We start from the raw sequence: 25,917 nt of genomic DNA on the forward strand, positions 1-25,917 counted from the left end.
TAGCGACATCGCTCCTGCGGCACCCATGATTCGTCACATCGTCCTATTTAGCGCCAAGAATCAGGCTCAACTTGCCTTAGCATTCCATCATAGATAATCAGAGAAATTATCTATGAACTGTCGGTTTGGAGTCAGACTAGACGATGCGACCTACTCATGCCCTGATTTTGCGGTAGATAATCTATGATTGGCCCTGACCAAAACGCGACGACTGCGGGGCGCATTGCTGAGGCCATCGGTGAGCGCATTATGAGCGGCGAACTGCAAGCTCGAAACCTATGCCTCAGTGCACCACCTCGTGTCAGTCGTCACGGGTGAACTTGCAGAAGCCCAAGACGCCGTTTCCTTACTTCGGGCTTGCTTCCCCGGCGGTTCCATCACAGGGGCACCGAGGGTCCGCGCGATGAAAATTATTACGAACATCGAGGCTATGGCGCGAGAGGTCTGTTGCGGGGCGATCGGCTTCATCGGTTTCAACGGGCACATGGATACGAGTAATGCGATCCGCACTGTCACGATCAATGACTAACAAGCGGTGTTTCACGCCGGTAGCGGTATAACCGCGATGTCAGAGCCAGAGGCCGAATACCAGGAGACGCTCGCGAAGGCGTAGCGCATCTTTGATGCATTTGGCGCTAAAACACCCGGTGGATTTTGATCGTCATCATCGACAACTACGACTACTTCGTCTTCAACATTGCGCGCTATTTCCGCAGGTTAGGTCAAGCAACTGAGGTGTTCCGGAACGACGTGGTCGGCTCAGCGAACTTGTTCGCCTCAAGCCGCGCGCAATCGTTATCTCCCCCGGTCCATGCACGCCAACGGAAGCCGGAATATCTACCGCCGTCGTCCGCGAACTTTCTGGGCGGCTCCCGATTCTCGGCATCTGCCTCGGACACCAGTGTATTGGCAGCGTTTTCGGCGGACGTGTCGCGCGTGCACGTCGCCCTATGCACGGCCGGTCCTCGTACGTAACGCATGATGGCCTTGGGTTGTTCAAGGACCTCCCCTTTCCACTTTGCGTCGGGCGCCACCATTCTCTCGTTGTCGAGCTCGATTAGGCCTGCGCGCCGCACCTCACGGTCACCGCGCGTTCGGACGAAGGCGCGATCATGGCTATTGCACATCGCCATCAACCAACCTATGGCGTGCAGTTCCCCAGAGTCGATACTTACGCAGCAAGGGCACGTCTTGCTCATGAATTTGCTGCGACTTGCAGAGACTTCCTAAGCGTGACGATCGGATACCAGGAACGATCCTTCCTGGCTCGTGGCGAGGTCGTCACTCGGATGAGGCGGCACAAAATGGAGGAAGCCGCTGGCCCATTGCAGGGAGCCACCGCGTAGCGGCACCGTCATCAGAAAGAAGCATCGGGCATGGCGCAATTAGGGTGACAAGGAGAACTTACGCGGATTCCTGGAGCGAGGCCCGGCAGCAACGATGTAGGCGTCCTTCCAGCGCGAGTCGCAGACGAGTTCTCGAAAAAGCGTGCAGTGCCCCATGGGTTACGCTCGCGTCAGTGAGAAAACTCAAATTTTCGAGCGACATAGGAACACTATTCCGGGCTGCAAGGTTCTTCGCCTCAGGGGCAAGAATTGCGGAGTTCTCTTTCATGGCTACGGGCGACACTCGACATATGTTTGAGCAAACCGACCCGAACGGGCTGGCCGAGGCTGAACAGCGCTTCAGGGAGCTGACCGGCCAAGGATTTACCGCCGCCACCCGGACCTCGTCCGGCGAGCTCAAGGTCACACGGTCATTCGACTGGACTGCGGATGAGACGCTATTCTATCCGCGCCTCGTCGGTGGTTAGCTATCTTCGCGGAACGGCAAATGTTTCTGTTCAGGCGCAATGGGGCCGGCAGTCGGGCGCGTTTGCGCGCCCTGCGTTTGGTCTATTGGAGCTTCATTAAGCAAAACGGCCCGGAAGCGCGTGCGCGGCGTCTTCTGTGGGATTGGCTATCCCCAGAGCAGCGTGCGCAATTTGATGCCGAGGCTATTTCGAAGTCACGGGCTCTCACACGGGTCGACGATATTGAATTCACCAGGGCAGCGTGAGCAATGTTGTGGAGATCGACGAAAACGGCCAGCCAAAAATCGGGTGGTGCTTTGTTCCCGAACGCCCCCTGGTGACCGGCGACATCATGCTCGCTCAAAAGATCGCGCTCGAAACCGATGAAATGGCAGTGCTCGCGGTTGCGAATAAATTCTATCCGAATCCTATTCGACTCCCTCGACTGGTGCGCCGCGCCTACTAGCGTTGCTCATGGGTGGGCCGCTTGGTGCGGGCCGGCGAAAAGCGCCTGTACGTGAAACGACGGCTCTTTCGCGACAGCAGGTAAGCCTCGCCAGACTGGCGTTTTGTTGCAATGCGATCCGGCTATTAGCCGTTGGCGAGATGCCCTGCGCGCATTTCGCGCCAGGCATTTCTCAACCTCTGCATGGCATTTTCGAAGGCTCCGCGCAGCCATTGCGCGTGAGCGGTGCTGACGCTGTTGGGGAGATAGCGTTGCGGGCCCGATGCGCTACGCTACGAGATCGCGCACTTGTAAAACGAACTCGGCGGCAGGGGTGGACCATCGCTACGTTCCGTAAGTTGGGTGTAGTTTCACGAGCGATCTCTCTGCGGTGATCAGCCGGATGCATAAGGAGTTGAAGTCATGCCTCGACCTCAACGCTCCAGGGCTTGGCGGCGCTCTTTCCTTCAGCTCTATGACGGCGCCTCGCCTGTATTCGAGAAGCAAGCGCATTTTCCTGCAGTTCTTATACCTCAATCCAGCAAGTGAGATCGTTTCATGCACGACCTCCGCGCAAAGCGAATGGCGTCCACGCAGTCATATACTTAAACTTGTTCGGGGGCTTGATGATCAGGCGCTTTCTTGCTGCATGGCGAAAATTGGTCTCAGACATGGTCCACCTTGCGCAGTAGCGGCCGAAGGAAATTCAGCTAAACACCTGGCAGTGCGATCGTGCAGGGCGCCTACCGTGCGGTGGCCACTGGACGGCTGCCCGAGTCCTGCATGACTTGGCTAGGACGCTTCGCTTTCCACGAAATCAAACCGCAACTGTTCGGGATTACCGACGGCCAACTATGATTTGACACGTCGTATTCTTCACCGCAAAAGACAAGGCATACATCGACAAAGTAATCGAAGCCCTTTCCGTTCTCGCCAAAATCCCGTACGCACGCCGGCTTGAAGTCGCTCGCAACCGGCAAGAGTGACCGGCCAAACGAAATTGACGTGATCGTCTACGGTGAGTTCGACGACGAAGGCGCCTCGAAGCCTATAAAGCGCCGAGCTTTACCACCAATCGATCCGGCAGGTAAGCCGCTGCGAGAGCTACGTCTCGCGGCCGCCTACAGCTTGTCTGCAGATGCGGAGCCAGTATGTTCGGCAGGCCCTCGCTACGCGCGTGGTTAAGCTGACAGGCAGTAGGGGTTTTGGGGTGATATAACGCTCGCCTTCGGCGGGCCGAATTACGATCTTACATATATCGCTGAGCGACAGAGTCATGCAGTAGTGGAACTGCAGTGGATCGAGCCCGTCACAGCCATGCGAGGCCTCTCGCATCGGAGGCACCTAACGTGCCTGGATAGGCATCGAGAGACGCGGTACTCGGGCAGCATTCGCATATGACGTGCGATCCGTTCTGGGCTTATATGATCGCGGACGGGAAAGGTATTTGCAACGGAGAGACCATTGTGGGTGATCCGAGGGTGGCACTTCGCGCTCTGCTAGTGACAGCACTCTGGGATGATAGGGCGATCATGCTCTTGCCCATCGGAATCAAGCGACATACGACGTGTAGTTCCATCCGGAGTCGATACTCGCACCGCAAGGGGACGCAGTATTCGCAATCTTCCTACGGCTTGCAGAACTTCCTTAAACGCGGTCGTATAGATCGGTTTCACAAATGCGCAGCTCGATAACATACCGGTCAACGCGAAAAGAGCAGTATTGCGGAAATATGGGTCGAGTTCATTTGATGCGGGCAGCACACAGACCGCTAGGCCGGTTGAACTTATCAATACCTTTCAGGTGCTCGGATCAATAGAACTCTATCACGTTTGAAATTTCCGGATGCCGTTCTAGAATTCACAGGATAAGCGGCATCTGCTCGCGCGTTTTCGGGCTCTGCTTCTGCCGTGCCGATCTTGTAATTATTGGATGCGACCATCCCGTGGCACCGCCCATGATCAGAGTAGCCCGACCTGGTTTAGCCGCGGATGCTTAAATCGGGCGAGCGTCCGTAGAGTTCGCTCACGCGCGCCAGCGGTCTCGCTTCCCTCCGCTCTGGTTCAAAACGAGCGAAACGCCGTGGGCGGCACTTCGCGTAGAGCTTCTCCAGGCGCTCTCGCAGTCCATCTCTTGCACGTCCAGTGTCATGTCCAATCCTCTAGCGATAAGATCCGGCAAACCATGAATTTTGATCGGTGGGGCGCGGAGGCTGAAAAGCAGAAGGTTCCTGCTCGCTTGCACGCTCGAATCTCGGTTCCAGAATTAACCTCGACCCAGGGCATCAATTAATTTGGGGTTTTGATTGCGGCAACGCATCGTAGCGTTGCGTTCACGCACCGGACATTGCCCCGTCCGGGTTCACCCATGCGAAGCCGGCGCGCCATTATATTCGGCGCGGCGGCTTCGTTGCCCGGCCACGCGCGTGCGCTCGATTTTGATGCGGGCGTCAAGAGATGGAGCGCTCGAGCTCATCGATATGGGACGGCAAATCCCTGCTTCTGCGAAGCCAGCACCCCTAACGTATCTTTAGGGCAGGCTAACAATCGAATATCTCAGTGACCCACCGAGCCCTGCTCACGCAGACAGTTGCGCGAGGCGTTCACCATGGAAGAGAACTCCGCAAGCCCTATCCCTGACGCAGAAGAACCTCGCGGCGCACCTTAGTGTTTCTGGTCGCGGAGAAATTTGCCGTGTTTTCCGTTGGGCGGCCCGCCTGCAATCGGCGAGGCTCCGGCGTATCGACTTAGAGTGGGTCCGCCATCGAGCCTGGTCAGCTCACAAGGGGCGTCATGCCGATCGTGACGGGGCGACTTGCTAGCATTGGTGTGGTGATTTTACTCTGCTGTTGGCAGGCGACGGACGAAACAGAACTCGCGGCAGGTCCCGCGGCCTCACTCGGATAGCGCGCTGGTGGGGAGAGGAAGCCCTGGCCAATACTGTCCGTCCTTGGTCGGCCGAGGTCCGAATATCGCCTGACCAACTCTTATGACATCGGCACCTTCCTCGATTGCTATCTCGAAGTCGCTTGTCATCCCCATTGAGAGGAGATCAAGTCGCGTCGATGTTCTATCGCGGAGTGCGTCTCGAAGCCCGCGCAGCAACTTGAAACATTCGCGAACCTTGTCCGCCTCTCCGCTCAGGACGGCGAGAGTCATCAAACCGCGAGGGACAAGGGCTGGATAGTCGGACAGCCGAAGAACAAAATCCTCTACCTCGTGGGGCAGCAGACCGTATTTGCTCACCTCACCCGAGGTGTTGACTTGGACGAACACGTCGAGATGCCGGCCTTCGGCGCTCAGGCGGGCCTGGAGCGCTTCCGCCAATCTCAAGGTATCCAACGCATGAAACTCGTTCGCGAACTTGACCATCGATTTCACTTTGTTCGTCTGGAGGTGACCGATGACACTCCAGTTCAACGACAGGTCGGCCAAATCGCGGACCTTGCTCTCCGCCTCTTGGACCTTGTTCTCGCCGAACTCGCAAAGGCCGAGTTCGGATGCGATACGGATAATCGCGGCGGGTACGGTCTTGCTGACAGGCAAAACACGAACTTCTGAACGGCTGCGGCGAGCCCGCATACAAGCCCGATTTATGCGCTGCTCAAGCTCATCAAGGTTGGAGCGCAATAACGAGCGCGGATCGTCCGTGAATCGGGCGCTATTCATCTGCGACATCGCGAATTCCTCGCTTCCACGTCCATGGTGTTTGACATGGCAAAGGCCAATGATTTCGGTAGCACATAAAGCAGGGCCGAGTCCGGCTAGTTCGTCAGAACCTCTCACATCGACGCATAATCCAGGCCGTATCCCCCTCATAGGGACGATCCTAATCCCAGACAAGGTGCTCCGGATCTCGCGATCCGCCATCGCCCAACTCGCCGCTCTGGCTCAGGGAGGACAGCACGGAAAGTTCTGTGCTGCTCGGGAGAGACAATTCACGCCCCTCCACTCACGAGTAAGGTTCATATTCGTTCAAAATCGGGGCAGTTCTGGTCTGACGACGCTGAGCGGCTTGAACTTTGCGCACCCAGCCCTTCATCGCTAAATCCATGTCCGACCCACATCCAGATGCTAAGGTTTGCGCTGCGTCGGCGGAACAAGGGTCGCGGAGTGCCCGACGCTCAAATCCCGGACCTGCACCGTCTCAAATCGCTGGGTTGGGCCCACGGCCTGAACAGGTGAATCGGTCGGCCGATCCGTGGATTATGACGAGAAGATAGGTTTATCGATTTGGTTCTGAATTGCGCTACGGAGTTGGTAGTCCCAGTAGAACGTTGTCAATCAGTCGGGTCGAACCAACGTAGGCTGCGACACAGAGCGCCGCCGGAAACCGCAGGGGACTCTCGGCGCGCTTGAGCGTATCACCGTCGACAAGTTCAAGATATTGCAGCCGATCAACTGTCTCAAGTTGCCGCTCGGCGATCGCAATCAGCTTCTCCACCTCGCGCACTCCTGCGCGGAATTCTTCCGCCGCGGCGAACAGTCCACGACTGATGGCAACGGCTCGCCGACGTTCTTCCTTGCTGAGATACCGATTGCGGCTGCTCATCGCGAGCCCGTCCGGTTCCCGAACGGTTGGCACGGTGACGATCTTGATGGGAAGATTGAGATCTGTCGCCATGCGACGCACGACCGCGCATTGCTGAAAATCCTTTTGCCCGAAAAACACGACGGCCGGATGCACCATGTTGAACAGCTTGCACACGACGGTCGCCACGCCCCGAAAATGCCCAGGCCTGAAAGCCCCGCAGAGTGGTTTCGCCAGTTCGCCCGGCTCGACGAAGGTCTCGAATTGAGCCGGATAGACTTCCTGTGCACCCGGCGCGAACACAATCTCAACACCGGCATCGCGGCACAATTTTTCATCGCGCACGAAATCGCGAGGATAGCTGCTGAGATCCTCGTTTGGTCCGAACTGAGCCGGATTGACGAAAATGCTAACGACGGTGACATCGCATTGCGCTCGGCTCGCGTCGACCAGGGCCAGATGGCCATCGTGCAAATACCCCATTGTAGGTACTAACCCGACGCGTTTGCCCGCGCTGCTAGCCTTCGCTAGCTCACGACGAAGCTCAGCGACCGTGGTAATCGTTTGCATCGTTGCACCTTACATCAGGTTGGGTTGGGAGGAGCCCAGGTTGCGATAATGTCACTCAGGCTTTCAGGAAGCCTATAGCACTCCTGCGGCGCCGGTAACGCACCGGTGCGGACATCGGCAGCCCAGCGCGAGAGCGCCTCTTGTAACATCTGAAAACCATCTGCATAGGCGCGAACGAATTTGGGCCGATGACCTATGGTTAGCCCCAGCACGTCATGGAATACGAGCACTTGGCCCGAGCAGTCGGGACCCGCGCCGATTCCGATGGTTGGTATCGATAGCGATTCGGTCGCTCGCTGGGCTAGCTCGGCCGGAATGCCTTCAAGCACCAACGCGAAGCATCCGGCCTCCTGCAGACGGTGAGCGTCATCGAGCAGCCGTAAAGCGTCATCGGCGTTCCGGCCCTGCACCTTGAATCCGCCCATGACATTGACGCTTTGCGGGGTGAGGCCGAGATGGCCCATGACAGGAATTTCGCAATCGACCAAGGCACGCACCATTTCCACGCGCTTGGCCCCGCCCTCGAGTTTCACAGCATCTGCGCCTCGCTGCAGGAACCCTCCAGCGTTGCGTATCGTCTCCTCCGGACCAAGGTGAAAGCTAAGAAACGGCAGATCGGCCACGAGCAGGGCGCGGGGCCTTGTGCGTGCAACAGCCTCCAGATGATGGTTCATCATTGCCATGCTGACCGGCAACGTGTTGTCGAATCCGAGACAGACATTGCCAACGCTGTCGCCCACAAGAATGATATCGACGATGGGGTCGGCGATGCCTGCCGTAACCGCATCGTAGGCGGTGGTCATGGTGACACGCCGCCGCTCCTGCTTCCACCGCTGCAAGATTGGGATCGTGACCCGCTCAACTGACACTTCCGAAGCGTGGCTCATTTTCGATACGTTCCATCAACTAGGCGAAGGGAAATCCGATTCCGACGCGGCCGAGTATTACGCGCAAACTGGGACCATGCTTTCGTATGGAGGACAAGAGAAAACTGTCAACCGTGAAAGAAAGAAAGAAAGAAACATACGTCTCCAAGGTCGCGACCGAGTACACAAACATTCCAATGGTCGCGCGACCACCAAGCAAGAACTTTCAAAATTCAAATTGTCATGTGGAAGCACCTTGTGTCACGCCGCGCCTCAGGGCGCGCTGGGGCGGTCGGAGCCATTCCAGATGAGAGCGCACGGGACGACGCAGGGTGCGCTGATCTAGTCGTGTCGAAGCGCTGCGATTAGCTTTTGGTCTTCCAGTGGCGGAAAGGTGAAGCTGTGGTCAGTCGGGGTCCGGGTCAGTGGTCCCGCCGACTCACGTCATGCTGTCGACACCGCCTTGACGCTTCACTAGGAGTTCGTCCGTTTCCGCGGTGTTGGCTCACGCCATTGCAGGCTGCCCGCGGCACAGATGATCTCTTGGTCGAGCCGCATCAGCGCTTGGCGAGCGATGTCGGCGATGTCAGAGCGCAGGGTGCTGGCCAGCTTGGTTGCCGCCACCCTGCAAAGCAGGTCGAGCTCCGACCAACCCGCAAGTCAATGACCGCGATCGCGTTCTTCTTCCGCCGATTCGTCAGCGCTGGCATCTACCGGATGCTGTAGCAGACGTGCGATCTGCATGGCACCCGCGACTAATGCACGCGGAGACTTCTTCTGGCTTGTGATTTTTTGCATTTGTCGGCGCCTGGATAATGCTCTGGTGCTGCAGGTCGGCTGCGGCGCGCAAGCGGTGACATCGATTGTGCAAGAACCGACACAGCTGCGTGGCCGGCGCTGTTCGCCTGGCCGCTCAAGGCCAGTCGTCGAACATTTTGAGGCTCCTGCCTAAACTGAGATAGATCGGGACTTAGCGGCACGTCGCGGATATTTCACAGGACCGTGCAGCGTCGTGCTTGGCGTATTTGAACGTTCGACGGACTGCTGAATTTCCTTCAGGGCGGACTAGGCTTGCAACATACTATACCCCACCAACCCTAACCCTGTTGCAGCGAAAGCAACGGCCCGATGAACCTGCGGCCGATCAAGCCGCCTCCTCGCCGCTCCGCCGATCGGTTGACGCAGCCAACCATATTCACACTTGCTGTTTTCTATTTTCCTTCCACAGCAATGGCCCTTACACGACGATCTACGAATCGCTTCATCGCTGGGCCAAGCGAGGCCGATGGTGCGCAATCTTCGAACCGCTGGCCAAGCCTGGCGAAGATGGTGTTGTGCTGTAGCTCGATTGGACCTCGGTTAAAGCTCACCGGTGTGCGTCCGACGGAAAAGGGGGGAGCACAATCAAGCAATCGGCCGCTCGCGCGCAGGCCGCACGACGAAACTCCATACGCTGAGCAATCCCTTTGCCGGCCGGTCGTCCTGCATCTGATGGCAGGCCAGGATGTCGATATCGCAGCGGCTCCCGATGTCCTGGCGCTCGCGCCACCTATCAGTGCGCTCCTCGCCGACAAAGGGCATGACGGCGACAAGCTTCGCGGCGAAATCGTTCGTCGCGGCGCGAAACCCGTAATCCCCAATAAATGTAACCGTGTTGTCGTCCAGCGCTTCAACAAATGCGCCTAGAAAGGCCGAAACGTCTCGAACACTGCTTTTGCAGGCTCAAGGACTTCCGGCGCATCGCCCCGCGGTGCGACAAGCTCGGCCGGAATTTCTTGGCCGCTGCGCATCTTGCCGCTCTCGTCGCATATTGGCTCAATTGAATCTGGATCCTAGTCTTCTTGAGCGCGGCGGCCCCTTGAATTTCTTCTGGGTCCGGAATTTGACGGCGGCCAGCCCAGGCGGAGCCCTTCAGTCGTCACCGCCAGGCTCGAGTGCATCAGGATGCCGCAAACCGTGTGCGAGCTCAGGCAGCCCGCCTTGTCCCCGGCCGCTGTTTATGCTCTTCGTGATTCCGATCGGTCGGAGTTCTATCTTTGATGGCTGAACTGGGTCGTATCATCGAGCACTAGAACCGGACCGCCGGCGGCAATCGTGCGCTCACGCGCCGATTGAAAGTGGCCCGCCAGAATGTCCGCTTCGCTGACCCGGTCATTAGAGAAGAAGCGATAAGCTGCCTTGGTATTCGCCCAATTGGCAGACGAGCGGAATACTTTGTCCGATGGCGCTTCCAATCTGCGTGAGCAGCGGAATCTGTCGCCGAGCCGCGCGTCCCTAGACTGGCATCCACTAGTCTCTCGATCAATCCAACATTCACCGCCTACAAATCGCAAACGGCCTTTTGCCGATCGATCCCTCAATGTGAGCCCCATAGAGCACCCCCTCGCGCATCAGGTGCTCAGCAAGGAATCACAAGCGATTCTTCAAGATTTTGCTGATCGGCGGATCAGCTCAAGCGGAGAAAGTTATGGACAATTGAAAGCCGGTCAACCGCGCCAGTCGCGGCGCTCCGCGCCATGCCTGGCGCACCAAAATAGGCCCCGGCCCATGGGCCAAGGCCTTATCTACCTTTTGAACGATAGATCAATATTTGAGAAGAATCGGGCCGCCAAACTTATAGTTGAGCCGTGCAGTCAGAAGATCCAAATCTTGGCGGACGCGGTCGATCCCACCAGCGGGCTCGGTGAAGCTGACCATGGCAGGCCGCATGAACAGGTGTGCGTACTCGGACCCAACCGACCAATTCGGTGCGAAGCCGTACTCGATACCGGCTGCCAACGCGCCGCCCCAAAGAACGTGCTTGCTTTCTCCACCCAGCTCGCCCGTCGTCCAGATGATTCGAAACGTGTTGCTCGTCACCGCGGCGCCGCTTTGGCCTAAAGCAGTACGTTGTCGAAACCATAACCGATCTGCCCTTTACCAGGCCGAACGCATCAATCTTGGTCTGGTTGATATCCAAAAAAGCAGCGCTGGGATTCCAGCCGGTCAAATCAGCCCAGTTCCCCTGGCCTTCAAGACCAAGCACGATCGGGCCCATCTGCCATCGATAGCCGATCTGGCCACCCACGCTTCCGCTGGTCGCATCATGACAGCCCTCAGGCTTACCGCCATCGGATCCCAGCAATTCGAGCTTGAGGCCAAGCCGCCGTTCATACCGACGTTGTAGCCGCTCCAGTCGTAGATTGCAGCCGCGACGGCCGCGGGGCATTGGTGTAGAGAGGCTTGGCCGGCTGCGCAGCCAGATCCGCGCCGAATGCGGGGACCAACGCGCCAAGCCCCACAATGCTCACAGTCGCAAGCAATAAGTTTTTCATTTCTACTCTCATCTCTTCAGTGCCCCGAGCCTCATGCGTCGTAACAACGTCCGCGCGAATTGCTGTAACTGCATCGCAACATTTGCGCTGAAAGAAATGCGTGAACCGAACGCTGCGTCAGGTTGCGCTGCAGATCATCTCCAACAGCGTCGCAATCCACCTTCGGGTGCGAGCATAGATTGCGACCGCTGATTTCAGCGGAGTAAGCGCACGCAAGTCAGATCGTCGCAAGCCACACCGCAAGTGAGAAGAATGAAGCGGTTTGCAAAACTCTTGCTCTTGTCCCGTGCCGCCACTAAAGACCCCGTTACGACCATGCTCGTGTTGCACCCACTGGCTCCGAGAGATCAGATGACTATTCGATTGAATCAATGTCCTGCAGATGCTGACCCGTTCGTCGCAGATGCCGCTGTGTCCCGCGGTCGACAGAGCATGCGAAACACAACCTCCGCCCTCGGCGGATGCAGGATGCGGCCCGAAGGATTTTGCTTATTGGTTGAGCGAGCCGTTCTCCACCCGAGGCTTCCTACCACACCGCCAATGCCCAGATCGCCGATAACGCTTGCCGACCGGTGGTGGCCAGCGGCGGCGGTGTGTTCATCTTCTGAGCTGAAGTTCTGAGTCGATAAAGGACAGCGAGTATGTTCGTTTCATTCTTCCCTCGACCAAAGTTGTTCTTTGCGTCGTCAATTCTTTGGACGGCATTGGCGATGGCGTTTTGGTATGTATTTGCCGGCAATCTCTTTCAAGCCCCGGAGAAGCCGGTCGGGCTTGCGACGTTCTGGTCGGCCTCGGCGCTGTGGTTTGATCTCTATTTTGCGCTGGCCGTTACGGTGTTCGCGGCGGCATGGATGTTATTTGCCCCGCATCCCTGGGCGACGTGGTCCATTCTTGGTTCGGCGCTGATCCTGTTCACCTCTTACTTTCAGGTCCAGGTCTCGGTCGCGATCAACAGCTGGTATGGACCGTTCTATGACATGATCCAGGCTGCGCTTTCGAAGTCGGCGCCGGTCACGGTCGAGCAGTTCTACAGCGAGTTGTCGACCTTTGCCGGCATAGCGCTCGTGGCCGTCGTGGTCGGCGTGATGACGCGATTCTTCGTCAGCCACTACATCTTCCGCTGGCGCACGGCGATGAACGATTTTTATGTCGCCAACTGGCCACGGCTGCGCACGATCGAAGGCGCCTCCCAGCGGATCCAGGAAGACACGATGCGCTTCGCCAGCACGATGGAAGGTCTAGGCGTTAATCTCATCAGCGCCGTGCTGACACTGTTGGCCTTCCTGCCGGTTCTGGTGAGGCTGTCCAGCAACGTCACGGAGTTGCCTCTGTTCGGCTCGATTCCCTATCCGCTGGTGTTCGCCGCGGTGATCTGGTCAATCCTGGGCACCGGCGTTCTCGCGCTTATCGGCATCCGCCTGCCCGGAATTGAATTTTTCAACCAGCGGGTCGAAGCGGCCTATCGCAAGGAGCTCGTGCTCGGCGAGGATGATACGGCGCGTGCCAATGCGCCGACATTGAGCGTGCTGTTTAGAGACATTCGCAGGAATTACTTCCGGCTCTATCTGAACTTCATGTACTTCAATATCGGCCGGATCGTCTATCTCCAGACTGACGTCATCTTTCCTTATCTGCTGCTTGCGCCCACAATCATCGCGGGCAAGATCACCCTCGGCGCGATGAACCAGATCCTCAACGCGTTCACGCAAGTACGAACCTCGTTTCAGTATCTCGTCAACTCCTGGAGCACGATCGTCGAACTGATCTCGATCTATCAGCGGCTACGGAGCTTTGAGGCAAAGATCCATGGTGGGCCACTGCCGTCGATCGAGACACAAAAGGAGCGGCCTCATGATTGGCGTAGCTGCAGGAGTTGACGAAACCCGGCCCTTGAGCCGCTTGCCGCAGACCCGATCCGACGCCCCACACTGCGGTCATCGCGTCCCTTGATCGTAGCCCCATATCAACGCTTGTGCTCTCGCGGTGCCTAGACCGGCCTCGGTCCAACTGTTGCGCGTTCCCGAATTGCACGCACCGCATACTTGCGATGCCAGCCGGTCGTCGCGCATATCGCATCGAGATGCGCCTCTTTTCGCCCGGGTGGCCGACCGGCAACGATCCCTTTCGGCCGACACCACCTGCCGCCCCGCGCCCATGCTGATCTTTCCCGCCATAGACGCCACCGGACCAATTCGATGGCAGCCACCCAATCACCGGCGAGAAGTTGTTCAGTGACAATCCGGATGGGGCAATGCGCCTCAGTTCGGCGTCTCAAGGACGCTTCGGGAGCCGCAGCATGCGAAGCGTCTCCGAATTCCGCTCAACGCGTCTTTCGCAACATCGGCGTAAGTGGAGGTGAGCAACCGTGCTGTATCTCTCCAATAATCTTGAACCCGTGGCGTTGGTAAAAGGGAATGTTTTCAGGATTCGAACTTTCGAGGTAGGCAGCGAGGCCCTGCTCATCACAGCGTTGAAGAGCGTACTTCATCAGCAATGTGCCAAGCCCTTGTCCGGCCCAGTTCGGATCGACAGCGATCAGGGGCAAATACCAATGTGGCTCGGAGGGATGATGTTCGGCCATTCCCTGGCGCAGGTGTGCCATATGTTCGCTGATTTCAGGGCGCAGGGACAGCGCCATGATTGCGTCCAGCGCATCCTCATCCTGCTGCACGCCCGGAGGCAGCCACAGGGCCGCCGCGCGAGTCTCTCCCGTGACGTATGCTGTGCCATGCTCGAATGCTCGTCCGCCACAGGCCTTGATGAACTGAGTCATGCTGCCAAGATATTGCCCAGGGTCCGGCCAACTCCAACGCATCAAAGGATCGGCGGCAAAGCCGAGGACAATCGTCCAGACGATTCTTGCCCGAATACTTGCGTTCGCCGAGGTGACGCCCGGCTCTCTTGTCATGCTTCACCGCTTTTGGATCGCAGAGTTGAAGGTTGGAGCACAGGACCGATACCTTGGACGTGAGCGGAATGGATGTGCCCCCGAACATTCATCGGATCCCTTTAGTTTCCGTCTCCCGCGCTCATCCTGCCTCAGAAGACCGCCTTCGACGGCCGCTTCGGACGGAGGTTCCTCGCTGGAGGCCCTGACCCTTGGGGCTGGATCTGGATCTGGCGAGGACTTGTGCTTTTCGCCATGAGAGCGTCATCTGGATCCCGCGCTTTCCGAAGAAAGGGTCCGTTTTATCGGCGTCGACAACTCTGCCAGCCTTCCGAAAGCAGCGAAAAGACGATTTGAGCTACAAGGTGATCTTGTTTCGCCAAATGTTGCGAGTTGCATTCGCTCGACGAGTCTAAGCACCGCAGTATAATTTGGAACCTGCCAACCCAGGTAGGTGCTTGGCATTCGCCCTAAGGATTGCCAACGACTTCCCCCTTCGGCCTTGCCGCAGCGATCCGCACCCGTGACGTCGCCCGCGCGCATCGAGTTGCCCCTTCGTCGGCCGGCGTCGTCTGGGTCAACGATCATCACCGGTGCTCGACCCCGCCTCGCCTTGGGGGGCCTCGGCTATTCCGCCACCGTCCGCGAATACGCACCGAAACCTTCGACAACCACTTCAACACTAAGAGCGTGATGATCGCCACGCACGAGCAGCCGTTCGACTGGTATCGCGACACGGCCAACCAGAAGCGGCTGAACAGTGTTGCTCCAGGTGCGAACTGCGTTTGCCACGCCCACAGGCTCCGGCCCAAACCGATGCGATTGTCCCCGAAGCGGCCCCACTGAGCGAAACCTGCGGGCCAAAACGTCAGCGCCTCACCTTTGGCTGCGATTCTTTTTCTGCTTTAGCATTGGCGCCGGCGCAGATACCGGGATGCGATCATCGGGCGAAGCCGAAGCCATTGGAGTATCCTTAGACTGTTCGCGTCCGACTTCGCGGCGCGGCCAGACAAAATCGTCGGCGCGACCGGCCGGTGCCGACAAGGGCTCACCTTTGACCAAGACACGCGCTGCTAGCGCATCCATTGCCATCGGCGCCCCTGGACCGCCGAGCAATTGATCGGCGCCGAAAGAGGGGGCCACCAAGGGAAAGATCGGTCCGGCGAGCGGGCGCAGGTCCGGTTGACCCGGCGGCGCATTGACGTCGAGCTTTGCCGGTTCCGTCGGCAGCGCGATCGGCGCGGAACGAGTAGCCAACAACCGGTTGATTTCGCGTTCGACATAATGCGCAAGCTTGCGGGCGCCGGGCTTGGTGAAATACACGCCATCGGAGGAGCGCAGCTGACGGATCTGGCCTTCGAAGTCGGGACCGCGCTGCATAAAATGGCCGGCTTCATCGACAAAGCTGTCCCAGACATCGACATAAGTGATGCCGGCCTTGCCGGCCGCCTCGCGATAGAGCGAATCCAGAAACAGGGTGTCGGCTGTTGCCTTAGGGCCACGTACCACCGGCAGGCCAACCCACAGCACCGGCACCCCCTTAGATTTGAGCACGCCGATCATCTGTTCGATCTTGTTTTTGTAGAGCTCGATCCAGCGTTTCTCGCGATACTCATAGAGGCCGTTCGGCGAGCGCGTGCTACTCTCCGGCTCGATAGCCGGCGCGTCGGCGGCGTCATTTGGCGACAATTCCGTATCGACCAGTCTGCCATCCGGCTTCGCGTCGACGTTCGTACCGCCCTCCGGCTTGACGCCCGGTTTGCCTCTGGCTTCCTTCTTGTCTGCGTTTTTGTCCGATGGCTTGATATCGGATTTCTCAGCCGGCGGCTCGCGCATCCCGACTCGGTCATCGAGTCCGAGCATGACGATGATGACGTCCGCTTTTTCGGTCGCGAGAATGCCTTTGGCAGCGGCGGCCCAATCGGCCGGATTGCCCTTCGGCTGATATTTGATAAGGCCTGAGACGGTCTTATGTCTGCGGATCACGCCCATGTCAGGCTGTTCGGCATAGGCGTCTTCAAGACCATAGGCGAGCCAGTCCGCCATGGCATCACCGAGCACAAGAACATGGCGCTCCGGTACAGTATCGCGCTTTCCGGCCGCGGGCGCCCTCGAAAAATCCTCGCGCGCGGGCGGCAAGGTTTGCCGCCGATCCCAACGAGGCTGGGGAGCAGACGGCTCAAACATGTCGTTACCAAACCAGCCGCCGCCGAATCCGCCACCGCGTTGCGGCTGCGGCCGTTGCTGATATCCACCGAAATTGAAGAACTGCGCCGACGTCGGGCCGACAACGCCGACCACCATCCCCCCAGCGATGGTTAGCGCAATCAGGGGACCTCTGTCGGTAAAGATACGCAATTTTCTTAGTTTGTTTGACATGCTCTTGGACCGCACAAGACGAAGAACTGCCGCGACAGAGACTAGGGTTCAGACTCAATTGATCCAACAGGCGACGACGGCGGCGAGGTGGACGGTGGCCAAGAAGTTTCTAGCAAGTTCGTCGTAGCGAGTAGAGACACGCCTGAAATCCTTGAGCCGGCAGAAGCAGCGCTCGATAACGTTTGCGTCCTTTATAGGCGCGTTTGCTGAAGCTGTGGAGGGGCACCCTGTTGGACTTGTTCGGAATGACGAGTTTCGCGCCGCGATTGACGATTTCGGTGCGAAAGCCGTCGCCATCGTAGCCTTTGTCCCCAATGAGGGAAGACATGGGCGCCGCGAGTTTCAAAAGGGCCGGCCCTGCGGCAAGATCTGCGTCTTGTCCCGGAGTGAGATGAAATGCGCAAGGTTTGCAATCGGGGTCGCTCAGCGCGTGGATTTTCGTGCTCCGCCCGCCGCGTGAGCGGCCGACGGCCTGTTCATGCTCCCCCCTTTTCCGCCGCTCGCGGAGCGATGCGCTTTGATCGAGGTGGAGTCGATCGACAAAGTCAGGCCGTCCTTGCCGCAGCGGGCGAGCGCTTCAAAGATAGCCTGCCAATGTCCGCGCTTAGCCCAGCGATTGAACCGATTGTAGATTGTCGTGTAAGGGCCATAGTCGGGCGGGCAATCGCGCGAGCGTGCGCCGCACTGGAGCATGTGAACGATACCGCTGATGATGCGTCGATCGTCTTCGCGCGCCGGCGCGGTCTGGTTCATTGGCAGCTGCGGTCTATCTGAGCCCACTGCTTGTCGTTGAGCCAGAACAGTCCTTTGCGCATCGAAGCCCCCATGCCGAATCAACTTGGCAAGAGCGAATCAGAAGCAGTTAATTAGGTACAGACCCTAACAGAAGACAAGCGGCAGACGTTCGAAGAAGGCGGTCCGCATCAAGGGAGAGCGTCAAACTCGAATCCGTGAACGCAGGCACTCGTCTTGATCGACTGCTGGTCGGGCCATTCCATGGCCGCCTCATGCTGCTGATCGGCATCGGAATGTTTTTCATCTACATTGCCGGTACCGTGCTGAGCGTGATGCCGAAGACCAGGTTTGGACCCTCGCCCAGAATGCGGTGTTCATCTCCGCGACCTTCGTCGGCATGATCTGGGATCGTTGCGTACCGGGTTTCTCGGTGATCGCTATGGACGCCGCTTCGCGCCATGATCTTGCCCACCAGCCAGGCGCAGCGCTCGATCTGCGTCAGGTCCAAGTCGCATGCGCAGTGTTCGAAACCTATATACTTCCAGCCGTCGGCGATCGGAGCCGGTGCCGTTCGCCGATCCAGCACGACGTCCAGATAGTCGTCCTTGCACGGGCTCATGGCGGTGTCGCTCATGCTCGCTGCATCGGGCGACGGCGTTGCGTCCGATCTGACCGAGGGGAGCGGGCGCTCGCCTCCGCCTCCCGCGCGTTCAGCCCGGCGCACGCTGGCCTGCCCCCGCGGCGTCGCTGCGATAGCGGCTGGTCGAGGTCTGATAGTACTGCGCGCAGATGTCGGCCATGGCCTCGATCAACGCTCCCCACGGCGCGGGAAAGCATTCTTCCGCCATCAGGCGGTGCAGCATGCGCGTATGGCCGGCCAGCTCGTCCTTGAGGAACTCCATCACAGGCATAGCCGGATAGCGCTGCAGCAGCAGGATCGCCGCGTTGTCGGCCTCGCCCGCCGTCCTGTCCTTGTCGCGTCCATGCAGATCGTTCTGCAGACGCCCTATCGCGGAGATGAGCCGCAGGACCTGGCGAAATGCCGGACGCTCGCGCAAGGTCGCCATGTCCAACCCCCACAGCAATGACAGGCAACAGAACACATTCGCGTAGGCGATCGAATCGACGCCATTGTGCAGGTACTCGGCGTAGGACCAGCGTTCCGCCCCTGCCGCCTGCGCGGGTCCGTCGCGCAGCGCTGCGCAGTAGCGCCGGGTATCGTCGAGAAGCTGAGCATAGTCGCGACGATCGTAGGCGAGTGCGGCCAGCGAGGCGCGCAGCACCGCGCAGCCCTCGAATCCGGGGAGCGCGCACGGCAGGCCCTGCCCCAGCGCCTGCTCCACCGCGGCGAGCTGCTCCGGCGCGATCCGGCCAACGTCGTTGCAATCGTCGAGCCAGAACAGCAGCGCCAGTTCGCGATAGAACGCCACGATCAGCGTTTCGTCCTGCGGATCGCGGCCGGTGCGGGCGCTGGCGTCGCGCAGGCTCGGATGGATGCGCTGCAGGATGTACTGGCCGCCCCTGACTGCTTCCACGGCATGCTCATCGGCGAACCCGGTCAGGGAATGCCCCCACTCCAGCACCTGCTGCAGCGCGCGTTGGGTCTGGATCATGGCGCCGCTCCTGCTCCCTTGGCCAGGGCGCGCCGCCCCCAATGAAGTGCCAGCCACAACCCGGCGAGTTCAGCCACGCGCACGACCCGCGTGGGGCAATATAGTTCTTTGCCGATCCACAGCGGCGTCTGCGGCAATGGATGCGCCGCATGGCGGGCGAGCATCCACTCCAGCGCACGCGCCACCGCCTGCGCGATGCGCCGGCGCCCTGTCGGCTCTTCGTTCCCGTCCATCACGTGCAACGCGAACAGCGCATAGGCGGTTTCCTCGAATGTGGACGCGCGACCGGCGCCCCAGCCGCCGTCGTCGCGCTGCGCGCGCAGCAGCGCCGCCAGCGCGCGCTCGTCGCGCCACTGGGAGTTGCCTTGCGCCAGCGCAGCGATGGCATGCGCGGTGGGATACAGCCATGAAACGTGCCATTTTTCGTTGTCCCATACACCGTCCGGGTTGCGATTGGCTTCGACATAGGCGCTGGCGGCGGCGGTAGGCTTTCCAAACAGTCGCAACGCATGCAGGGCATGGATGTTGGTCGACATCGAGGCATTGCGCTCGCCGGGGAAGGTGACAAACAGCTCGCCGCTTTCGAATTGGCGCAACGCATCGACCGCCGGGTCGCGGCCTGCAAGGCGCAGGACACACAACGCAATGGCGGTGTCATCCGCATCGGCCGCGAAGTGCAAGGCCGGGCCGAGACCGCGCACGCTAAGGCGGGCATCGAGCTGCGCGACGATCACGCGCATCACCTCAGTGAGCGCGGGATGCGCGAACAACCCGGCCAGATGCAGGGTGTACAGCGACCAGCATGGTTCGAACACGTTGATCGGCCAGACGTTGGGAACGACACCTTCGATGCCGCTGCGCGTCGCCTTCGATGCCGCCTTCAGATACGCGTCCGCGCGCCCGACCTGCGGCGTGCTCCCCTGTGTCAGGACGTGCGCACGCCACGCGGCGGTGGCCGCCGGACTGATGCCGATGCTGCCGTCGTCGTCCGGGCATGCGGTGGTCGGCGAGGTCCCCCAGGCTTCCCAGGAGTGCAGCAACGGATGGCCGCTCGGCAACGTCGCCACCGCCGCCAGCTTGACCAGGCACGCTTGCCGCAACGGCAACAGCGCCGGGTGGCGCGGAAACGCCACGCCGCCCAGCAAGGATGCGGCCTCGCCGCAAAATTGCGGCAAGATCAGCTCCGCGCCGATCGGCGCGTCTTCCGGCACCGCATGCGCGTAGGGATCGGGCTGGCGTTCGAGGAACCGGGTTGCAGCCTGGACCGCGTCGGCAGCGCCGGGAATAGGATCGGCACGTTGCAATGCCAGCAACGCCGCCCACGTGGGCGCATGACGGAACAGCGGGAAGTCCGCGCTTCCCCATCCGCCATCGGCCTGTTGCTGCGAGATGAGCCACGCGTAGGCGTCCTGCCGACCGGTGACGTTGCCGTGGAATTGCAGAGCTCGCGCCGTGTCGTAGACGGACGGACCGACGCTGCCGCCGTCGCTCATCTCGCTCAGCAGGTGGCGCAATTCGGAAAGGATCTGTTCGGACTGCGCGTTCACGCGGGATGTTCCTTCTGCAGACGGTTGACGAGAACCAGGATCGGGCAGACGCCGCACACGTCGCCGCAGGTCCGTCGCGGCCCGGCCGATGGGCAGCGCCGGACGGCCGCACTGCTCTGGCGCGGCGACTTGCCACCGACGCTGGCGCCGGTCCGCCGCATAGGCTTGGCCGCAGCGCGCCGCGGCCGTGCAGGGCAACCGCTGCGATGGGCGCCGCGGACTCGGACACGGTGCAGCATGCACCGCTACCGCCGGCTGATCGCAGCGGCACAAGGGCGACTCCATGCGCACGGGCGCGCTCATGCGCATGGCGCGTGCTTGAACAGGTGCGCGTTGGCCCGCTGCAGCATCTGCCCCAACCGTTCCGCACGCGGCCCCAGCGGGACGATGGCCTCTCCGGCGTCGCGCAACAGATCGAGCGCGAACTGGCGCGCAGCCTGCAGCCCCATGATCGACGCGCAGGTCGGCTTCTGCGCCGCCGCGTCCTTGCCGGGGGTCTTGCCCAGCGCCGCGGTATCCGCCGTCGCATCGAGAATGTCATCGACCACCTGCAACGCCAGGCCGAAACAGGCGCTGTAGCGATCGAGCGCACAGTACAGCGCAGCGTGCGCGGCATCCTCCGCGATGGCGAATAGCGCGCCCATGCGAACGGACGCGCGCACTAGCGCTCCGCTCTTCATCCGGTGCATCGCGACGATCCTGTCCAGCTCGACGTGCTTTCCGACCAGCGACAGATCGATGGCCTGCCCGCCTGCGGCACCCTCGGCGGACACCGCCTGCGCCAGTTCGCGCACGAGCGCGATAGGATTGTCGCCCGGCGCATCCAGGCTCGCCAGGGTCAGGAAGGCGTGCGCCTGCAGCGCGTCGCCGACCAGGATCGCGGTGGCTTCGCCGAACTTGACATGCACGGTCGGAAGGCCGCGGCGAAGCACGTCGTTGTCCATCGCGGGCAGGTCGTCGTGGACCAGGGTACAGGCGTGCATCATCTCGATCGCGGCGCCGACGTCGTCGAGCATATGCGCCGGCGTGTCGGCCAGTGTGCCGGCAGCCAGACAGAGCAAGGCGCGGGTGCGCTTCCCGCCATGCAAGGTGGCGTAGCGCATTGCCGCGATCAGCTCGGTCTCACCCTTGTCTTCGACGCAGAGACGACGCGCGAGCGCTTGTTCGACCCGCTTTGCGCCGTCCTGCATCCAGATCTCAGGCATCAGCCTGCCGGAAGCGCCGCGCGCCTGCGCGCCCAATCCGCCGAGCGCGGAAACGCCAGTTCGGTCGTCGTGTAGCGTGGAACCGGTCTGCATGCTGTTCATGTCCTTGTACCTGACAGGAGACGGCCAGAGCGGGCCGCCGCGGTGTTGCCGGCGTCGCTGCCTCGCCACACAGGCGCAAGCGATGCCAGCTCATGAGAATCCGATGCGGATTTTCATGGACGGATGTGCGGTCGGGTAATAACGCCGGCCTTTTTCGACGCCGCTCAGCAACCGCGGCCGCACCCCGGCCTTGTGCATGGTCAGCGCCAAAGCGATGCAGAACTGCACCAGTTCGAGCCACACCAAGTGGTAGCCCATGCAGACGTGTGGGCCGGTACCGAACTGCAGCATGTCCACCGGCCGGATCGGCTCCGTGCGTTGCAGCCACCGCGCCAGGCGGAACTGATCAGGCGCCTCGTGCAGCAGCGCCGAGGTCGAGAAATGCAGCAGCGGGATGCACAGATGGGTGCCCGCGGGAATGCGCCGTTGGCCGAGTTGCAATTCCTGCAGCGCCCGACGCGGCAGGAGCGTGGTCGTCGGATGCACGCGCAGCGTCTCGCGGAACAGGGCCTCAGCGACCGGACACTGCGCCAGGTCCGCGTGCCGGGTCGGCACCGCGCCCACGCGTTGCGCCTCCTCGACCAGGGCGTCCCACAGCACAGGCTGCCGCGCCAGCTCGATCACCATCCAGGCCATCGTCGAGGCGGTGGTGTCGTGACCGGCAAGCAGCAGCAAGCGGATATTGGCGACCAGGACGTCATCGGAGAGCGCATCGTCGCTGCGATCGAAGGCGCTTACCATGTCGTTGATCAACCCGGTGCGCGCGGCATGCGCGCGCGCGTCGCGGACGAACTGGCGCAACTGCGCGTCGATCCAGTCGCGGGCGGCGCGGCCCCGCCGCAAGGGCAGCCCGGGCAGGTCGACCGGGGGCGCGACGATCAACTGCAGCAGTTGCCGGTACTTGCGATGCCATCCTGGCAAGTCCTGCGCGGGGATACCCATGAGGCTGAAGATGAGTTTGAGCATCAGGTCGCCGGTTTCGCGCAGGATGGTTACGTCGCCGCGGTCACGCCACGCCTGCACCCGCGCCCAGATGACGGGCGCGAACAGGTCGCCGATGCCGGCCTGAGTCAGCCCTTTGGGCAGGAACGCCGCCTTGATCGCATCGCGCGCCTGCCGGTGCGCGCCGCCGTCCTGGGCGACCAACGTTCCGCCAAGTAATTCGGGCGCGATCTCTTCGATCAGCACCGAGGACACGTCCTTGTGCCGGAGCAGCGCGAACGCGTCCGGATCCACGCAGGTCATCAGGTGTCCGGCAGGGCCGAAATCCAGCCAGAAGTGGCTGCCCAGCATCCGTTCCGCGCGCCGCAGCAGGCGCGGCAGGTCGCAGACGATGGCGGGAAGATGCCCGACCAGGGGGAAAGCGCCGGGCACGATCGGGATGTCGTACCGCAGCCGGTGCCGACGCGCCAGCGGGTTGAGCAGCATGTCCATCAGCAGCGCGGCGCCGCAGCCGCTTCGGCGGTGTTGCCGGCAGGCCGGGCGGCGCGGCTGTTGCCACCGTCGGCGTACGTCGGCACATGCGCCAGCATGCCGCCGTCAATGCACACGACCTGGCCGGTGATGAACGCAGCATCCTCGGAAAGCAGGAACGCCACCAGCGCGGCGACGTCCTCGGGACGGCCGACGCGCGGCAGGAGCTGGTGCCGGCGCAGATGCCGTTGCATGCCCTCGTCCAGCTTGGCGAGGAGACGCTCGGTCATGATGAGACCCGGCGCAACCGCGTTGCAGCGGATCCGCGCATGACCGTATTGGGTGGCGAGCGAGGCCGACAGCATGTTCATCGCCGCCTTCGACGCGGCGTAGGACGTCTGCGCGGTGTCACCGCTGAGCCCCTGGCATGACGACATGTTGACGATCGCGCCACCGCCGCGGGCGATAATCGGTGGGATTGCCTGCCGGCAGCAGAGCAGGGTGCCGCGCAGATTGGTCGCCATGGTCTGGTCCCAGACCGCCAGATCCAGGTCGAGGATCGCGCGGTCGCGCGGGGTCAGATGCATGGCGCTCGCGTTGTTCACCAGCAGGTCGACCCCACCGAAGTGCCGCTCCGCCGTCTCGAACAGCGCTGCCACCGCCTGCGCATCGGCGATGTCCATCGCCAGGGCCAGCGCGTGGCCCGCTTCGGCCGCGATCTGCGCGGTGCAGGCGATGGCCGCCGCGCCGTCAATGTCGGCCACCACCACTCTGCCGCCCTCGCGCGCGATAGCGAGGGCGCATGCCTTGCCGATACCGGCGCCGGCGCCGGTTATCACGGCCACCTTGCCTTCAAACCGTCCCATCGTGTCCTCGTCGATTGCGTTGGTCTTTCGCGGCATGCCGCTCGGCCTCGGCCGGAGAAGGCGCAGGGTCGGCGGTGGCGCGCTCGTCATCGCCAGCGTCGCTTTCGATGACCCTAATGGCGGCGACCGGGCATTGGCTGGCCGCGAGCCGCACGGCGGCGTGCAGCGCCTGCGGGACCGTCGCCACGCACACTTCGGCCACGCCGTCCGGTTCGCGCTGGCGAAAGGTGCCCGGCAGCGTCAACACGCACTGCCCGGTGGTTCCGCACATATCCTGGTCGACCACGACGCGCATCTCAGTCCCCGTGCTCATGCAGCCGCACCGGCAACGCGCGGAACGTCCTAAGGAACGCGGAGGGCTCCCGGCTCGGCTGCTCGGCCAATGCCAGCGTGGGGAAGCGCGCCTGGATCCGCTGCAGGCTCTCGGCCAACTGCACCCGGGCCAGTTGCGCACCGAGGCAGAAGTGGATGCCGTGGCCGAAGCTCAGCATGATCTTCCCGTCGGTCGACATGCCAGGACTGGTGCCGTAGAACCGCGCGGGATCGAAGCGGTCGGGGTCGGCGAAGGCGTCCGGGTCGCGATTGCCGGCCGCGATCAGCACGCGCACGTCCGCGTTCTTCGGGATCACCACGCCGCCTAGTTCGATGTCGCGCTGGGCGATACGCGGAATGGAGCTGAACATGGCGGGCGCGTCGCAGCGCAGGACCTCTTCGACGAATGCCTTCACCCCCACGGCGTCTCCCTGCAGCCAGTGCCGCTGTTCGGGATACGCCAGCATCGCCAGGACCGCATGGTCGATGGTCGCGGCAGTGGTGGCGAAGCCGCCCAGCAGCATGCCCCACAGCATGCTGATCAACTCCGCATCCGACAGCGTGTCGGCATCGTCCTCGTGTGCGCCGACCAGCATCGACACGATGTCGTGGCGGGGATCGGTGCGCCTGCGCTCTATGAGGTCGCCGAAGTAGGCCTGCACCCTGGCGCTGGCCGCGTCCGCCGCGGCAAGCTGGGGATCGCTGGCGTGCGGGCTTAGGCCTTCCAGAATGGCGCCGATGCCGGCGGCGAGCCCGAACATGTCGTCTTGGGGCATGCCGAACAGTTCGGCGAAGATTAGCATGGGCAAGGCCAGCGCGAATTCCCGATGCAGGTCCACCGTCTCCCCGCGCTCCAGCGCGGGCGCCATGCCGTCCAGGCGCGCTGCGACGATGCGCGCGATGCTCGGCCGCAGGTCGTCGATCTGGCGCATGGTGAAATCGCGCGAGATCAGCCGGCGCAGACGCGTATGCGTCGGTGGGTCCTTCATCGCCAGCGTGGACGCCAGCAGATTGAGCGACAGGCTGGTCGCTGCACGCGGGAAATAGCGCGCCAGTTCGCCCGGCGCCGGTCCCCGAAACGCATCGCCCGTGGCCTTGAGCGCCCAGTAGATGTCGCCGTGGCGGCTCAACAGAAAGAGGCCCGACGCCGCGCGATGCACCGGATCGTGCTCGCGCAACCACCGCATGAACGGATACGGGTCGTGGATGCACGCTGGCGACGCCAGTTCGGCGAAGGCGTCCCGGCATGCTGCCGTGGTTTCTTGCACGTCCATCTTGGTTAACTGTTGGCTTGCTGATCGGAACGGCGCGCGCCAGGCGCGCCGGCAAATTGCGGAGAAG

18 protein-coding genes and 8 pseudogenes are annotated in these 25,917 nt (G+C 61.4%); 8 read left to right on the top strand and 18 right to left on the bottom strand.

All coding sequences use genetic code 11. The features are described from left to right. Positions 1 to 256 precede the first annotated feature (256 nt). The 4 genes and pseudogenes from AC0L3A_RS12805 to AC0L3A_RS12820 form a co-directional block, all read left to right on the top strand. Positions 257 to 613: pseudogene (locus AC0L3A_RS12805) on the top strand (chorismate-binding protein); the annotation flags it as partial. A 41-nt stretch (positions 614 to 654) separates the two neighbouring features. Beyond that, positions 655 to 1,230, top strand: a pseudogene (locus tag AC0L3A_RS12810) (anthranilate synthase component II). Positions 1,231 to 1,636: 406 nt separating this feature from the next. Further along, complete coding sequence (locus AC0L3A_RS12815) at positions 1,637 to 1,813, top strand: hypothetical protein (RefSeq protein WP_473254477.1); 177 nt, start codon at positions 1,637 to 1,639, stop codon at positions 1,811 to 1,813. Between the two features lie 20 nt (positions 1,814 to 1,833). Further along, positions 1,834 to 2,258, top strand: a pseudogene (locus AC0L3A_RS12820) (hypothetical protein). A 2,873-nt stretch (positions 2,259 to 5,131) separates the two neighbouring features. Here AC0L3A_RS12820 and AC0L3A_RS12825 read toward each other — a convergent pair. The 4 genes from AC0L3A_RS12825 to AC0L3A_RS12840 form a co-directional block, all read right to left on the bottom strand. Then, positions 5,132 to 5,914 (bottom strand): YggS family pyridoxal phosphate-dependent enzyme, encoded by a 783-nt coding sequence (locus tag AC0L3A_RS12825; RefSeq protein WP_438744159.1) that lies wholly within the window; start codon positions 5,912 to 5,914, stop codon positions 5,132 to 5,134. 571 nt (positions 5,915 to 6,485) lie between these two features. Next, the gene (panC, locus tag AC0L3A_RS12830; protein WP_473254478.1) at positions 6,486 to 7,337 is read right to left on the bottom strand and encodes a pantoate--beta-alanine ligase; all 852 of its coding nucleotides are present in this window, start codon (positions 7,335 to 7,337) and stop codon (positions 6,486 to 6,488) included. Positions 7,338 to 7,351: 14 nt separating this feature from the next. Beyond that, entirely contained in the window at positions 7,352 to 8,224 is an 873-nt protein-coding gene (panB, locus tag AC0L3A_RS12835; protein ID WP_473254479.1) for a 3-methyl-2-oxobutanoate hydroxymethyltransferase, read from the bottom strand. Between the two features lie 453 nt (positions 8,225 to 8,677). Then, entirely contained in the window at positions 8,678 to 8,800 is a 123-nt protein-coding gene (locus AC0L3A_RS12840; protein WP_473254518.1) for a hypothetical protein, read from the bottom strand. Between AC0L3A_RS12840 and AC0L3A_RS12845 the strand changes: the two genes are divergently transcribed. Next, positions 8,747 to 8,929, top strand: coding sequence for a hypothetical protein (locus AC0L3A_RS12845; protein WP_473254523.1), 183 nt, complete (start codon positions 8,747 to 8,749; stop codon positions 8,927 to 8,929). The two genes, AC0L3A_RS12840 and AC0L3A_RS12845, sit on opposite strands and share 54 nt — an antisense overlap. Here AC0L3A_RS12845 and AC0L3A_RS12850 read toward each other — a convergent pair. Beyond that, complete coding sequence (locus AC0L3A_RS12850; RefSeq protein ID WP_317245085.1) at positions 8,864 to 9,001, bottom strand: hypothetical protein; 138 nt, start codon at positions 8,999 to 9,001, stop codon at positions 8,864 to 8,866. The two genes, AC0L3A_RS12845 and AC0L3A_RS12850, sit on opposite strands and share 66 nt — an antisense overlap. Before the next feature lie 434 nt (positions 9,002 to 9,435). Between AC0L3A_RS12850 and AC0L3A_RS12855 the strand changes: the two are divergent. After that, positions 9,436 to 10,026, top strand: a pseudogene (locus AC0L3A_RS12855) (IS5 family transposase); the annotation flags it as partial. Positions 10,027 to 10,233: 207 nt separating this feature from the next. Here AC0L3A_RS12855 and AC0L3A_RS12860 read toward each other — a convergent pair. Together AC0L3A_RS12860 and AC0L3A_RS12865 are read right to left on the bottom strand one after the other, a co-directional pair. Beyond that, positions 10,234 to 10,575: a transposase DNA-binding-containing protein gene (locus tag AC0L3A_RS12860; RefSeq protein WP_473254480.1), complete on the bottom strand. Its 342-nt coding sequence runs from the start codon at positions 10,573 to 10,575 to the stop codon at positions 10,234 to 10,236. Between the two features lie 211 nt (positions 10,576 to 10,786). Then, positions 10,787 to 11,517, bottom strand: a pseudogene (locus tag AC0L3A_RS12865) (outer membrane protein). Positions 11,518 to 12,158: 641 nt separating this feature from the next. Here AC0L3A_RS12865 and sbmA point away from each other — a divergent pair. Further along, entirely contained in the window at positions 12,159 to 13,394 is a 1,236-nt protein-coding gene (sbmA, locus tag AC0L3A_RS12870) for a peptide antibiotic transporter SbmA (RefSeq protein WP_473254481.1), read from the top strand. Between the two features lie 443 nt (positions 13,395 to 13,837). Here the strand turns inward: sbmA and AC0L3A_RS12875 are convergent, their stop codons facing one another. The 3 genes and pseudogenes from AC0L3A_RS12875 to AC0L3A_RS12885 form a co-directional block, all read right to left on the bottom strand. Beyond that, positions 13,838 to 14,425, bottom strand: a complete 588-nt coding sequence (locus AC0L3A_RS12875) for a GNAT family N-acetyltransferase (protein ID WP_094183269.1) — start codon at positions 14,423 to 14,425, stop codon at positions 13,838 to 13,840. Between the two features lie 855 nt (positions 14,426 to 15,280). Continuing rightward, positions 15,281 to 16,783 (bottom strand): SGNH/GDSL hydrolase family protein, encoded by a 1,503-nt coding sequence (locus AC0L3A_RS12880; RefSeq protein WP_473254482.1) that lies wholly within the window; start codon positions 16,781 to 16,783, stop codon positions 15,281 to 15,283. Between the two features lie 54 nt (positions 16,784 to 16,837). Further along, positions 16,838 to 17,598: pseudogene (locus tag AC0L3A_RS12885) on the bottom strand (IS5 family transposase). A 135-nt stretch (positions 17,599 to 17,733) separates the two neighbouring features. Between AC0L3A_RS12885 and AC0L3A_RS12890 the strand changes: the two are divergent. Next, positions 17,734 to 17,971: pseudogene (locus tag AC0L3A_RS12890) on the top strand (MFS transporter); the annotation flags it as partial. 4 nt (positions 17,972 to 17,975) lie between these two features. Here the strand turns inward: AC0L3A_RS12890 and AC0L3A_RS12895 are convergent. From AC0L3A_RS12895 to AC0L3A_RS12930, 8 genes and pseudogenes are all read right to left on the bottom strand, one after another. Then, positions 17,976 to 18,242 (bottom strand): annotated as a pseudogene (locus tag AC0L3A_RS12895) (type 2 isopentenyl-diphosphate Delta-isomerase); the annotation flags it as partial. Next, positions 18,229 to 19,131: a terpene synthase family protein gene (locus AC0L3A_RS12900; RefSeq protein ID WP_473254483.1), complete on the bottom strand. Its 903-nt coding sequence runs from the start codon at positions 19,129 to 19,131 to the stop codon at positions 18,229 to 18,231. The gene AC0L3A_RS12900 and the pseudogene AC0L3A_RS12895, both read right to left, overlap by 14 nt. Beyond that, on the bottom strand, positions 19,128 to 20,678 hold the full coding sequence (locus AC0L3A_RS12905; protein WP_473254484.1) for a hypothetical protein: 1,551 nt from the start codon (positions 20,676 to 20,678) through the stop codon (positions 19,128 to 19,130). Before AC0L3A_RS12905 ends, AC0L3A_RS12900 begins: the two co-directional genes overlap by 4 nt. Before the next feature lie 299 nt (positions 20,679 to 20,977). Then, on the bottom strand, positions 20,978 to 21,976 hold the full coding sequence (locus tag AC0L3A_RS12910; RefSeq protein WP_317245092.1) for a polyprenyl synthetase family protein: 999 nt from the start codon (positions 21,974 to 21,976) through the stop codon (positions 20,978 to 20,980). Between the two features lie 99 nt (positions 21,977 to 22,075). After that, complete coding sequence (locus tag AC0L3A_RS12915) at positions 22,076 to 23,419, bottom strand: cytochrome P450 (protein ID WP_317245093.1); 1,344 nt, start codon at positions 23,417 to 23,419, stop codon at positions 22,076 to 22,078. Continuing rightward, entirely contained in the window at positions 23,419 to 24,264 is an 846-nt protein-coding gene (locus AC0L3A_RS12920; protein WP_473254519.1) for an SDR family oxidoreductase, read from the bottom strand. The genes AC0L3A_RS12915 and AC0L3A_RS12920 overlap by 1 nt, the downstream gene beginning before the upstream one ends. Further along, a complete protein-coding gene (locus AC0L3A_RS12925) occupies positions 24,251 to 24,559 on the bottom strand; it encodes a ferredoxin (RefSeq protein ID WP_231188988.1) in 309 nt (102 codons plus the stop codon). The genes AC0L3A_RS12920 and AC0L3A_RS12925 overlap by 14 nt, the downstream gene beginning before the upstream one ends. Position 24,560: 1 nt before the next feature. After that, on the bottom strand, positions 24,561 to 25,850 hold the full coding sequence (locus AC0L3A_RS12930) for a cytochrome P450 (RefSeq protein WP_456766007.1): 1,290 nt from the start codon (positions 25,848 to 25,850) through the stop codon (positions 24,561 to 24,563). Positions 25,851 to 25,917: the final 67 nt, after the last annotated feature.

The organism is Bradyrhizobium sp. MI1.3 (assembly GCF_055811695.1).